Below are 14,466 nucleotides of genomic sequence, written 5' to 3'. Positions count from 1 at the left end.
CTTGCTGGTAGAAATTATGCGGTAAGAGGGAAATAGAGAATAGTGATTTTTTTTTTGCTATTAATATTTTTATATCAAATGTAACTTTTGGTGATTAATATTTCATCAATTTACTTAAATGATCTTATTTTGATACATATATTTATATTTTTTCAATAAATAAAAATAAAAATTCAAATAAGTAAAAAAAATGACTTAATAATTATAAATTTGGAAGTTCATTATTAATTAACCTAACAAAAAGTATGAAAAAAATCTACGCGAGCTCCGTCCGGAGCTTAGTATGCTGTTTATTTCTGAGCTTTTCATCCATTCTTGCAATGGCCCAGGAACGCAAGGTAAGCGGTAAAATCATCGACGTGGCAGGTGGCGGAATTCCAGGAGCTACTGTGGTTTTAAAAGGTTCTCAACTGGGAACAAACACCAATGGTGATGGCGAATTCACCATTAATGTAAAATCAAATACAGACGTACTAGTAGTAAGCTTTGTTGGGTATAAAACCCAGGAAGTCAATGTGGGAAATCAAAGTGTAATCAATATTAAATTGGAAGATGACGTATCCGCTTTGGAAGAGGTCATCGTAACAGGTTACACAGTTGATAGCCGCAGGGAAACAACGGGTGCAGTTTCTACAGTAAAATCAAAAGACCTTACGGCTTCTCCTTCGGGGAACGTAGAACAACAGCTTCAGGGTAGAGTTGCCGGGGTAACAGTAATCACGAACGGTCAGCCGGGTACGACCAGCCAGATCCGTGTACGTGGATTTGGTGCTTTTGGTGGTAATGAACCTTTGTATATTGTTGATGGTGTACCAACGGGTTCTACTGATTTCCTGAATCCTGATGATATTGAATCAACAACGGTTCTTAAGGATGCGGCGGCGGCCTCTATATATGGAGCACGTGCAGCGAATGGTGTAATTGTTTACACGACTAAAAAAGGAACAAAAAAAGCAAAAAAATTGACTGTTACATATGACGGTCTTGCGGGATTTACAACCCCAGGAAAAGGCCAGAGTATGTTAAATCCTCAGGAGCAGGCGGATTGGACATGGCAGGCTGAACGTAACAATGGTTTCCAGGAAAACAGAGCTCCGAATTTCTCAAGCATTGCGAGTGGACAATACGGGAATGGAAATACACCAGTTTTACCTGATTATATAAATGTTGGAGGAAAAACAGGTGTAATCGGAACGCTTGATCTTGCGGCGGAAAAATTGAAATACAATGTTGATCCTACAAGAGGTTCAATTTATCAGGTTGTAAAAGCGAATAAGCAGGGAACTGACTGGTATGATGCCATTACACGTGTTGCACCCATCCAGAGACATTCTCTTGGATTTTCAGGAGGATCGGAAACCAGCAGATACTATACCGGATTTAGCGTTCAGGATCAGCAAGGTATTCTTTCCAACAATGGTTTTAAACGTTATGCTTTTCGTGTAAATACCGAGTTTGATGTTTTGAAAAACCTGAGAATTGGCCAAAATGCACAGTTTACTTATTTACAGGTATTAGGTCAAAGCGGCGGTAGCGGTGGACAAGGTGTATCGGCGGATGAAAATGATATTCTTTCTGCTTTCCGTATGCCTTCCATTATACCTATTTATGACGAATTTGGTGGCTATGCGGGAACGGCGGCAAAAGGCTTTAATAACCCTCGTAATCCGGTTGCTGCACGTGACGGACTTGCCAATAATAAAGGATTTTCAGGACAAGGTTTTGGTAACTTTTATGCTGAGCTGGATATCATTCATGGTTTGACCTTCCGTTCAAGTCTTGGAGCTCAATATACAACTTACAGCAACAAGGGATATAGCCGGTTGCAATACGAAAACTCTGAAAATAACTCTGCATTTGGTTACAATGAAGGTTCTGGCAATCGTTTAAGCTGGACATTGACCAATACATTAAACTATAAAAAACAATTCGGTCGTCATACGCTTGATGTACTTTTGGGACAGGAAGCTCTGAATACAGGTGCCGGTAAAAACCAGTCTTCTTCGGGTTTGAATCCATTCTCTACCGATATCAATTATATCAGTATGACCAATGTTAGTTCTAAAATTTCTAACAGTGATTATTATAAAGGGGTTAATTTCTACTCGCTTTTTGCCCGTGCGAACTACACCTTCAATGATAAATATATCGTGACAGGTGTTGTAAGGCGCGATGGATCTTCAAGATTTGGTTCAAACAACCGTTATGGTGTATTTCCTGCGTTCTCTGCAGCATGGCGCTTATCTTCTGAGCAATTCATGAAAAATATTCCTTTCATTACGGAGCTTAAAATTCGTGGAGGTTATGGTTTGATGGGTAACTCAAATAACGTGGATCCTAATAACCAGTACAGTTTATATGGAGCAAATATTGCAGAATCAGCATACGACCTTAACGGAACGAATACCAGCGCAATGGAGGGATATTACCGGACTCGTATTGGTAACAAAAATGCTAAATGGGAAACCAGTATCACCAAAAACATCGGTATTGACGGAACATTCTTCAAAGGTAAATTTGATGTAATAATCGATTTCTGGCAAAAAGATACCAAAGATTTGTTGTTCCAGGTGCCGGTTACAGCAACAGCTGGTTACAAAGCATCTGCACCTTCGGTCAACGTGGGTAAAATGTCAAATAAGGGTATTGATTTACAGATCATTAATCGTGGAAAAGTTACGAATGATTTGGGTTATGAGTTGAATTTTACGGCCGGTGTGCTTAAAAACAATATCGAATCTCTAGCACCTGGCATTAGTTATCTTTCATCTGTAAATCCAGGTTTCCGTGGAATTAACCCGATTAGAAACCAGATTGGACATTCTATTTCCTCTTTCTATGGGTATAAGGTTGAAGGTCTATATAAGGATAAAGCCGAAGTGGATGCTGCACCTACACAGGATGGAGCTGCACCAGGCCGTTTCCGTTATGTCGATCTTAATAAGGACGGTAAAATTGATGCAGATGACAGAACTTTCCTTGGTAGTCCGGTACCTAAATTTACGGGTGGTATCAACATCAAGTTAACTTACAAAGGATTTGATGTCGCTACTTACATGTATACCTCGATTGGTAACAAGATTTTTAACGTATCCAAATGGTTTACAGATTTCTATCCGTCATTTACGGGTGCGGCTGTAAGTTCAAGGGTTAAGGATTCATGGTTGCCAGACCATACGAATACGCAAACTCCAATTTTTGAATCGGCTTCAAATTTTAGTACGAACACACAATCCAACAGCTTTTATATAGAAAATGGTTCTTTCTTCCGTATGCAGAATATCACTTTGGGGTATACGCTTCCAAGCCATATCCTGGGTAGACTGAAAATGTCTAAACTGAGAATTTATGCTTCTACAAATAACTTGTTCACTGCAACCAAATACAAAGGGCTTGATCCGGGTGTAGGCGGAAATGCAGATACAAACTTCGGTATAGACGTAGGAAACTATCCAATTACAAGAAGCTGGACATTCGGGGTAAATCTTGGATTTTAAGACTAATTGATTCTTGAAATTCTGCAAGGAACCAGTATAAAGATTAGACTCAAAAATATTTATAAAATGAAAAAAATTAGATCAAAAGGAATTCTGGCATTTGTTTTTGCACTTATGCTCATTGGTTATTCCTGTAAAGAGAGCTTTTTAGAAGTGCCTGCGACAGGTCAGCTGGATGAAGACCAGCTTTCAAATAAAAAAGGTTTGGAAGGTGTATTGGTATCGGTTTATGGACAACTTAACGGACGTGCGAACCGTATGGCCAGTGCCAGTAACTGGGTTTGGGGGAGCATCCGTGGAGGTGATGCTAATAAAGGAACGGATCCGGGGGATTTCAGTGATATCAACCCGATTCAGCGTTACGCCTATATCACAAATCAGGGCGTTATTGCTGATAAATGGACTGGTTTATACGAAGGCGTTGCGCGTGCCAACCTGGTTATGAAATTGATCGGTGTAGCCAAAGCAGATGTAACGGATGCGGATAAAAAAAGAATCGGAGGCGAGGCCAGATTTTTAAGAGGTCATTATTATTTTGAGTTGAAAAGAGGTTTCAATAATACGCCATACGTTGACGAAACTGTTGATTATGGTACTGGTATTGAAAAAGTTTCAAACACAAAAGATCTTTGGCCTTTGATCGAAGCTGATCTTAAGTTTGCCTATGACAACCTTCCTGCTACACAGGACGCTGCGGGTCGCGTAAACAAATGGGCAGCAGGGGCATATCTTGCAAAAGTATATATGTACCAGAAAAAGTTTACTGAGGCAAAAGCGCTTTACGATTTGATCATTGCTGGCGGCCAAACTACCAATGGTAAGAAATATGCATTGGTTCCACGTTTTCAGGATGCTTTTAAAGCAAGTAATGATAATAACTCAGAATCCGTTTTTGCTATTCAGGCTGCGGCAAATACAGGAAGTGTGAATAACGCCAACCCTGAATTTGACCTTAACTGGCCTTATAACACAGGTCCGAATGGCCCGGGTAACTGTTGTAGCTTCTTTGCACCGAGTTTTGAATTAGGTAATTCTTTCCGTACCGATGCAACAGGACTTCCTCTTTTGGACGGTTCTTACAATACAGCCGGAAAAGAGTTGAAAACAGATATGGGGTTGAAATCATCGGATCCGTTTACTCCGGATGCGGGGCCTGTGGATCCACGTCTTGATCACTCAATTGGCCGCAGAGGAATACCTTATCTTGACTGGATAGAGCATCCGGGCAATGACTGGATTCGTAATCAGTCAAATGCGGGTCCTTACACGACCAAGAAATATGCTTATTACAGAACGGATATTGGTTCGTTGCAAGATAACAGTTCATGGACGCCTGGTTACACCGCAATCAACGTAAACATAATCCGTTTTTCAGATGTGCTTTTAATGGCAGCGGAAGCTGAGGTGGAAGTTGGATCTCTTGAAAAAGCGCGTGAATATGTAAACCTTGTTCGTGAACGTGCCGCTAATCCGGCAAGTTTTGTAAAACGCACTTCTGGTGAAAATGCTGCTAACTATGTGATCGACATATACAAAACAGCTTTTGCAAGTAAAGAGGCTGCTCGTACAGCCGTTCGTTTCGAAAGAAAGCTCGAACTGTCAGGAGAAGGCCACCGTTTCTTTGACTTGGTAAGATGGGGTACAGCGGCGACGGAGATTAATGCCTACCTGACTTACGAAAGCAAAAAATTGACCGGAGCTTTGGGAGGATCGAAATTTACCCCTAACAAAAATGAATATCTACCTTTGCCTCAGGATCAGGTTGACCTTGTTGGTAAGGATATCCTGATTCAGAATCCAGGGTATTAATAAAGGGAGATTTTTCCAATAAAACAAAGGAGATGGTATTTATATACCGTCTCCTTTTGTTAATTTCAGCTAGTGCTAATCTGTCGTTTTACTATCTAATAATAATGTCTGCAAGATATTTACTCCTGTATACCTTTACCTTTTTTCTGTTAACGTCCTGTAAAAAAGAGCTTAAAACATTCACTCTTTTGAATAATGATGATACGGGTATCACGTTTTCAAACCGGATTGCTGAAAATGATACCATGAACATTCTATCCTTTGAGTACATCTACAATGGTGGTGGAGTAGCACTGGGTGATTTCAACAATGACAGTCTTCCGGATATCTATTTTACAGGCAACTCGGTTGATAATAAACTTTATTTGAACAAGGGAGCGAATGACGGCAAGTTAAGTTTTGAAGATGTTACCAAAAAAGCGGGTGTTGCTGCCGCAAACAAGTGGTCATCAGGGGTTGCTTTGATCGATATCAATAACGATGGACTGCTGGATATTTATGTCTGCTCCACGGTAAGAAAAGTTGCGAAGGAGAGAGAAAACCTGCTATATGTAAATCAGGGTTTTGGAAAAGATAAAGTACCCGTATTTAAGGAAATGGGTAAAGAATATGGGATTGCGGATACAACGCACACAACAAATGCAGCTTTTTTGGACTACGACAACGACGGCGATCTTGATCTTTTTCTGGTCGTGAATGAAATGGATGACAATAATTTCCCCAACAAATTTCATGAAAAGATAAAGGACGGATCTTCCAAAAGAACCGACAGGCTTTATCGCAATGACTGGGATAAGGCAAAAGGCCATCCCTTTTTTACAAATGTTTCAAAAGAATCAGGAATACTAATAGAAGGATATGGACTTGGTGTAAATGTTACTGACGTAAATCAGGATGGTTGGAAAGATATTTACGTCACAAACGATTATCTGACAAACGATCTTTTATACATCAATAATGGAAAAGACGCCAATGGCAAACATCTCGGATTTACCGATATGGCGGATGTTTCATTCAAACACACTTCCCATTCGGCGATGGGTAATGACATTGCCGATATCAATAATGATGGTCTGCCTGATATTGTAGCGCTGGATATGATGCCGGCTACCAATTTCAGAAAGAAAATGATGACGCCGTCCAGCAGTTATATTACCTATCAGAATTACGAATTATATAAATACCAATATCAGGTTGCACGCAATACGTTGCAGCTGAATTTGGGCAAAACGAAGAAAACAGACAAGTATGCTGTTTTTAGTGAAATTGGTTTATTAAGCGGTGTGGCAGAAACGGATTGGAGCTGGACACCTATGGTTACCGATTTCGATAATGACGGTTTCAGGGATATGATTATTACAAACGGTTTTCCAAGAGATATTACCGATATGGATTTTATTGCCTATCGCAATGAAGTTGGAAATGTAATGAGCAAAATGATGATGCTAGATTATATTCCTTCCGTGAAAATCAAGAACTTTGCTTATAAAAATAAAGGAAACCTTCGTTTCGAAGACGTTACGGATGCATGGGGCATTGAGCGTGGTAGTTTTTCAAATGGAGCTGCTTACGCAGATTTGGATAATGACGGAGATCTTGACTACGTAGTTAACAATATAAACGATTCAGCTTTTGTATATAGGAATAACTCGATTCAGTTAAAACCACAAGAAAGTAATTACCTGCGGATTCAATTCAAAGGAGAAAAATATAATAGCAAAGGGATTGGCGCAGTTGCTGAAATTTCATACGGAGTAAATCAAAAACAATATTCTGAAAATTCTCCATACAGGGGTTATCTATCAACGATAGAACCTTTTACTCATTTTGGGTTGGGTAAAATAAATTCAGTTGAGAAACTGGTCATTACCTGGCCGGGGGGTAAAACACAGACTTTAAAAAATGTCAAAGCCAATCAGGTACTTACGGTTTTTGAAAAAGACGCTACAGAAAACAGAACACCTGCTGATCAGAAAGTCTTGGAAAGCGGCTATTTGAGAGATATTACCTCATCCCTTCATCTCAATTATAAACATGAAGAACAGGATAATATTGATTTCAATGTTCAGAAATTACTTCCTCACAAGTTATCACAATATGGTCCGGCGTTGGCAGTAGGGGATATCAATGGTGATAAGCTGGATGATGTTTTTATCGGTGGTGCGATGTTTCATAAAGGCAGGTTTCTTATTCAGCAGGCAAACGGACAGTTCAAAAATACTGACTTACTTCCAGGTTTGGATGGGCCGTCTAAAAATTCCGAAGATATGGGTGTCCTGCTTTTTGACGCTGATTTGGATGGAGATCTGGACCTTTATATAGTAAGCGGAAGTTACGAGATGCAGGCTAATTCTGAGGCGTTGCAGGATCGGTTGTTTATTAACGACGGAAAAGGTAAATTTTCTCAGAATATCACTGCACTTCCCAAGTTTCTGAAAAGCGGCTCTTGTGTTAAGGCGGCTGATTATGACAGGGACGGGGATCTGGATCTTTTTATTGGGGGAAGGGTTGAGCCTGGTGCTTATCCAAAATCGGTTTCAAGCTATATTTTGAGAAATGATTCATCCAATGGACAAGTGAAATTTAAGAATGTTACGTCTGAAATAGCACCGGAACTGGTAAATATTGGTCTTGTTTGCGATGTACTTTGGACTGATTTTGACAACGACGGCTGGGTTGATCTGATGGCAGCAGGAGAGTGGATGCCGCTTACTCTACTCAAAAATGAAAAGGGTAAATTTAAAAAGCATACCTCCGGTCTGGAGAATCAAAGAGGGCTATGGAGTACTTTAACCACCGGTGATTTTGACAATGACGGTGACATGGATTATGTGGCCGGAAATCTTGGGCTGAACTCCTTAAACCGAGCCAACGACACGCAGCCGATTGGTATCTATGCAAAGGATTTCAACAAAGACGGATTTTTTGATGCAATCCCTACGGTTTTTTATCGGGGTAAGGACGACATTTATAAGGAATTTCCTTACAATACGCGCGATGAAATGGGGAAACAGATTATTCAGGTTCGTCAGCGTTTTCAGGAATATGGGAAGTTTTCGGATGTTGGGGTTAAAGATATTTTTAAACCGGAGGAATTAAAAGATGCACTTGTATTAAAAGCTAACTGGTTAAAAAGCAGTTATATTGAAAATCTTGGAAATGGCCGGTTCAAAATGCATGAATTGCCGATAGAGGCGCAGTTTGCACCCATTTTTGGTATGGTAACAGAGGATATAGATGGTGACGGAAATCTGGATGTGATTTTATGCGGAAATGATTTTGGTTCCGATGTTTCAAATGGAAGATATGATGCCCTTAATGGATTGATATTAAAAGGAAGCGGAAAAGGCGGTTTTAAATCACTAAACTTTGCCAATGGCGGTTATGCAGTGACGGGAAATGCAAAAGCAATGGTCAAATTGGCCGGGATTAATGAAAAGGTTCTCTCTATAACATCCCAAAACAGAGATTCTCTCAGATTTCACGAGATACAGCTTGTTGCCAAGTCATACCCCATTTCTACAACTGACAATATAGCGATTTTAAAGCTTAAAAATGGTAAGTCCAGGCGCGAAGAATTGAACTACGGCTCGTCCTTTTTGTCTCAATCTACACACAAGCTCCTTTTACCAGGCTATGTTTTGAGTGCAGATGTTATAGATTCAAAGGGAATCAGGAGAAAAGTTAAATAACAATAATTACCTCAAAGAAAAAAGAGCAATCGTCTTATGGCGTTTGCTCTTTTTTCTTTATACTATCCTGTAATAAACATTGATGTTATCAGCTTAAAACTTATTTGAAAATAGGCGATTCTCCAGATATACTTGTACTAATCGAAATTCGATAGTAAAGTACTGTTTTTGCCAAATTTTCTGTTAAAGTCTATAAGATTACTATTTATTTAAATAGTGCAATTTAATTTGCAATTCATGTGAAAGTACTATTGTCAAATTTTAAACTACTTGTTGTACTTTTTACATAAACGTATGATTATTTCAATATTAACATAGAATCAAAATTGGAATTTTCTAATATGAAAACATTGCTATTGACTTATATTAAGAATGTTATCTACCTTTGACATATCAAAAGCAAATGTAAAGGCGCTTTTAGATTATTGGAGTAGAAATTGAATATTAATTTAACTATATCTGTAAAGTGCAATTCTTAACAGAAAGATTAAACAACATAAAATTAAAGACATCATGAAAAAAACAATCTTGGCAATCGCAGTTTTGGTGGGAGTATCAACTGCAAATTTTTCTTACGCTAACGAAAAAAACAACAACAGTTCAGCAGCAGCAATCGAATTAGTTTCTGGTGACAATGTTACTTTCCGTTTGAAACTTGACAGCGTAAAAGAAAAATCTTCTGTAATTATTAAAGACGATTTCGGAACTGTGCTTTATAGCTCTGCTATTCCTAAATCTGAAAACTACTCGAAAGTATTTGACCTTTCCAATCTTTTGGATGGTAACTATACTTTCATCGTGAACAACGGTTCAGAAATTACTGAAAAACCTTTCGTTATCGCTACTGAAACAAAACGTTTGGTAACTGCGGTTAAATAAGGAATACGGTTTTTAAAAACAAAAAAAAGGAGAATGGCTCAGGCTGTTCTCCTTTTTTGTTTTTTAAATCGTTTCGCACGGAATTAAATGATTTGTATTGAATCAATCTTTCCACGGAATAGATTCCGCGGCTACCAAATCGGTCATGCCTCTGGCATTTTTTTTATGAACCTGTTTGGCTTTGCAATGATTTGTATTGAATCAATCTTTCCACGGAATGAATTCCGCGGCTATCAAATCGGTCATGCTTCTGGCATTTTTTGGAATAGGTTTGGTTAATGAAATATTTTTTTTGAATTGACCCTTTTCCACGGAATAAATTCCGCGGCTATCAAATCGGTCATGCCTCTGGCATTTTTTTGGAATAGGTTTGTTTAATGAAATAATTTTTTTGAATTGACCCTTTTCCACGGAATGAATTCCGCGGCTATCAAATCGGTCATGCCGCTGGCATTTTTTGGGAACAGGTTTGGTTAATGAAATAATTTTTTTGAATTGACCCTTTTCCACGGAATAAATTCCGCGGCTATCAAATCGGTCATGCCGCTGGCATTTTTTGGGAACAGGTTTGGTTAATGAAATAATTTTTTTGAATTGACCCTTTTCCACGGAATAAATTCCGCGTCTATCAAATCGGTCATGCCTCTGGCATTTTTTTGGAATAGGTTTGGTTAATGAAATAATTTTTTTGAATTGACCCTTTTCCACGGAATGAATTCCGCGTCTATCAAATCGGTCATGCCTCTGGCATTTTTTTGGAATAGGTTTGTTTAATGAAATAATTTTTTTGAATTGACCCTTTTCCACGGAATGAATTCCGCGTCTATCAAATCGGTCATGCCTCTGGCATTTTTTTGGAATAGGTTTGGTTAATGAAATAATTTTTTTGAATTGACCCTTTTCCACGGAATAAATTCCGCGGCTATCAAATCGGTCATGCCGCTGGCATTTTTTTAGAATAGTTATGGTTGATGAAATGATTTGTATTAAATCGATTGTTTTTCACAAAGGCTTGTTTCCCTCGGCCGATCCTTTACCCAGAATAAATTTCACAACATAATGCCGTAGGCATGACCGACATTGTAGCGCCGGGTTTTAACCCGGGGACACGGGGAAACAATTTAAAATAAAAATGCCGTAATCATGACCGATATGATCACAACTACGGCATTTGAATTATTTAAGAAGCGGATTACATTACAATTTAAACATCACACCAAAATTCACATTTCCCTGGAGGAAGAAGAAATGTTGGGCAGCCCTGTCGTCAGTAAAATTAGTCGTTAAGATGTTAGGCATATTGATATACCCACCTTTCGCTTCGGCTTGTATAAAGAAATGTTTGAAAAAAGTAACATTAAGACCGGTTACCAAATCTACACCATAACCAGCCACATGCCACTGGTCATTCTCAGCATAATTTAATAGCGTAACATCCGACTTAGGATACAGAACACCGGCACCAACACCCTCAATCAGATTGATATCAATATTCTTTATTTTCAGAGACCGCTGATCAAAAAGATTATCCATTCTTCTCAATTCCAGATTCAGGTAATTTAGCCCATTAGTATGTTCAAATTTCAGAAAGTCCGGTTTAAGCTGGATGGGAGTATTGTTATAGGTCCGGTCATAATCGGTTCCGCTTCCGGCTATTGAACCATTTATTTTAACAATCTGATCCTGCTTCATTACATATTTCATGTGGTCGAAGCCAAAAGATATACTATACTTGGAATTGAAATAATATCCTATTCTAAAATTGTACTGCGGAATTGTAATTTTTGAAGGATTGAAATAACGTAGAGAAAATCCGGTTTGGCGGTCTTTTGCCACAACATCTTTCAAGGTAAAGTTATAATCGTTTCCCTTAAAGTGAATATCAGATTTTGTATATGCACTTTGATTCCATCCCCAGGAAATAAAGATTTTGCCTTTTTGATTGTGAGCTTTTGCAAAATCATAAGTTTGTGAATACGCGAAAAAAGCTTGCATAACAAGTATGCTGACGAGGAATATTCTTTTCATAGGATATTGATAGAAGAGATATTAAGTAAACAAACACACCGATTTATTCCTATGCATCTGTATTTTAAACTAGTAGTTTAATTGATTTTGGTAAAATAAAGTTCAGAGTTAAACCAATGAAATAAACCGTGGAGCAAATTTAGAAAGATTGTATTTATTTAATTACTTATCATGACCTCTTCCAGGTGAAAAACTGGAAATAGTAACATTTTTAATTTTTTTCTAATACACATTAGGATTGGCTTTTAATCTTGTATTTTACAAGCGATATAAAACAAAACCGCCGCAGAAAATGAATTCCGCGGCGGTTTTGTTTGAAAGAAGGCTTATATACTAATACTTCATTACCTGTTTATCTGCACTGCTCTGAAAGGCAAGGTCAATTACCCGGCAGGTTCTTAAAATTTCTTCTGGTTTAACGGCAAGTTCGGCACCGTCCACAATTGCTTCGTAAACATTATCATAAAATGGCATATAATCTCCGGCTTCACTTTCCACAATACCTGTAAATTCAGCGGATGAGAGTTTCCCCCAACGATTTTCTGGCTCCACACCCCATGGTTTTTCATTGGGTAAAATATTTTTACGTAAAGTTTCTTCCTGAGGATCCAGACCACCTTTAATAAAAGAACCTTTGGTGCCATGAATCGTGTAGCGAAGGAAATTTTCGTAAACCATCAGACTTGATTTTAATATTACAACTTTGTCTGTATAGCCTAACCGAACATCAAAATAATCATCAATTTCACTATTCGGGCGAACACTACGAACCTCGGCCGTTACGGTTTCGGGAGTTCCAAACAAATTAAGCGCCTGATCAAGCAAGTGTGGACCCAGATTATATAAATTTCCACCCACATCTACTTTTTTTTCTTTCCAGGATTCTGTGGGAACCACTGGTCGGAAACGGTCATAACGGCATTCGTATTCAATGACGTCACCAAGTTTTCCTTCCGCCAGTAATTTTTTAATGGTCAGGAAATCAGAATCCCAGCGACGGTTTTGGTAGGCAGTCAAAATCAAACCTTTCTCTTTTGCCAGTGCTACCAATTGTTTTCCTTCCTCTTCTGTTGCGGAAAATGGTTTTTCAATCACGACATGTTTGCCATTTTCAAGAGCATCCATCGCATATTGAAAATGGGTATCATTTGGTGTACATATAAATACAAGGTCAATTTCTGTATCACTCAAAAGCTCGTCAATGGAGCGAGCGTTTTCTATGGAGGCGTCAAATTCCTGTGCTTCATTTTTACTTCTTTCAACGGCTGTTTTCAATTTAAAACGAGGATTGACTGAAAGAAATGGCGCATGAAAATACCGGCCGGAAAGCCCGAAACCGATAAGCCCAACGTTAAGAATTTTGGAAGACATAATAAATGGAATAGATGAATGATAAATGAAGGAACGGGCTAAGGCAAATTCCTATTGATAATTCTTGTTGCAAAGTTAACTTTTACGTGTACAGGGGCAAATGTCAGACTGAATTGAGTACAAATAATCGTAATGCTACGCCTGCTCCCACAATTCCTTTACCTTCCGTAAATCTCTTTTCATTGCATCAAAAACTACTTTTGGCGCAACGGTAATTTTATCAGCTCCCTGATCGGCACCGCCCAGATCATATTCCAGGTGAAGGCAAACAGGGGCCTGGATATTGCTGCTTTTTAATAATTTGAAATAGGTTTTAAAGTCTACCATACCTTCACCCAGCGGTACGTTTTTTGGTCCCCATTTTCCTTTGGTTTTCTCCCACATGAAATCTTTTAGTACAATGGTTTTGATATTTGGTTTAATTAATTCAAATCCCGTTTGCCAGGAAAGTCCACCTTCCAGCGTTGCATGGCGAATGTCATATTGTGCACCCATGTGGCTTAAATCTGCATTTTTCAATAATTCCCAGATTTCAAACAACGAGGCACCGACCATTCTTCCTGCATGATTTTGATAGCAACCGGTAATGCCAAGTTTTGTGTTAAGCTTACTTAAAGCCTCCACCTTATTCCGGTATTCATCCAGCGACTGCGGAATTGTTTTCTGGTCGTTGTATTTATACCAGTTCATTCGGTAATATTTTATTCCTTGGGCAGCGGCAACTTCCAATACTTTTTTGTCCATAGGATTATTCGCATCTTCAATAGCTGTTGTCATTAATAAAGGAGAAAATCCTACCTTTTTCATTGCTTCAACGGCCAGGGGTAAATCATTTTCAACACGTTCTGGCAGCACATGTCCCTTAGGCCGAACTGTCAGATCAATTCCGTCGAAACCAATTTCTTTTGCAGCTTCTGCCATGTCCTTATAGTTCAAAAACTGCAAATGTTTTGAGAAAATATTGATTTTTGGTATGTTCGCCACAGGCATAACAGTTTTGGAAAATGATTCAGGCGTTAACAGAGGAACCAAGCTTCCGGCAAGTGCAGTATGGATCAGAAAGTTTCTTCGGGACAATGCGGTTGGCATAATTTGTTTTTGATTTACTTCTGTGATAATAGAAAATTGCGAATTCACCGATACTATAAGGAGACGAAGAATGAAACTAACTACCCGTAATAATTCCATTT

General features: G+C 38.6%; 7 protein-coding genes. 4 read left to right on the top strand and 3 right to left on the bottom strand.

Annotated features, from left to right (window positions below; translation table 11 throughout):
• Positions 1 to 245 precede the first annotated feature (245 nt).
• The 4 genes from FZF08_RS16910 (at position 246) to FZF08_RS16895 (ending at position 9,877) form a co-directional block, all read left to right on the top strand.
• Positions 246 to 3,497, top strand: a complete 3,252-nt coding sequence (locus FZF08_RS16910; protein WP_159470857.1) for a TonB-dependent receptor — start codon at positions 246 to 248, stop codon at positions 3,495 to 3,497.
• Between the two features lie 66 nt (positions 3,498 to 3,563).
• A complete protein-coding gene (locus FZF08_RS16905; RefSeq protein WP_159470855.1) occupies positions 3,564 to 5,306 on the top strand; it encodes a RagB/SusD family nutrient uptake outer membrane protein in 1,743 nt (580 codons plus the stop codon).
• 188 nt (positions 5,307 to 5,494) lie between these two features.
• The gene (locus FZF08_RS16900; protein WP_310590602.1) at positions 5,495 to 8,998 is read left to right on the top strand and encodes a VCBS repeat-containing protein; all 3,504 of its coding nucleotides are present in this window, start codon (positions 5,495 to 5,497) and stop codon (positions 8,996 to 8,998) included.
• Positions 8,999 to 9,511: 513 nt separating this feature from the next.
• A complete protein-coding gene (locus FZF08_RS16895; protein WP_159470851.1) occupies positions 9,512 to 9,877 on the top strand; it encodes a hypothetical protein in 366 nt (121 codons plus the stop codon).
• Positions 9,878 to 11,074: 1,197 nt separating this feature from the next.
• On the opposite strand, the gene FZF08_RS16890 is transcribed toward FZF08_RS16895, so the two are convergent.
• The 3 genes from FZF08_RS16890 to FZF08_RS16880 form a co-directional block, all read right to left on the bottom strand.
• Positions 11,075 to 11,905, bottom strand: a complete 831-nt coding sequence (locus tag FZF08_RS16890; protein WP_200837114.1) for a hypothetical protein — start codon at positions 11,903 to 11,905, stop codon at positions 11,075 to 11,077.
• A gap of 333 nt (positions 11,906 to 12,238) precedes the next feature.
• Positions 12,239 to 13,276, bottom strand: coding sequence for a Gfo/Idh/MocA family oxidoreductase (locus FZF08_RS16885; RefSeq protein WP_159470849.1), 1,038 nt, complete (start codon positions 13,274 to 13,276; stop codon positions 12,239 to 12,241).
• 135 nt (positions 13,277 to 13,411) lie between these two features.
• On the bottom strand, positions 13,412 to 14,464 hold the full coding sequence (locus tag FZF08_RS16880; RefSeq protein WP_310590601.1) for a sugar phosphate isomerase/epimerase family protein: 1,053 nt from the start codon (positions 14,462 to 14,464) through the stop codon (positions 13,412 to 13,414).
• Positions 14,465 to 14,466: the final 2 nt, after the last annotated feature.

The sequence above is a fragment of the Dyadobacter sp. 3J3 genome, assembly GCF_009801115.1.
Taxonomy (GTDB): Bacteria; Bacteroidota; Bacteroidia; order Cytophagales; family Spirosomataceae; genus Dyadobacter.
The sequence above is the reverse complement of the archived record's forward strand: the minus strand, read 5'-3'. Positions and strand labels throughout refer to the sequence as shown.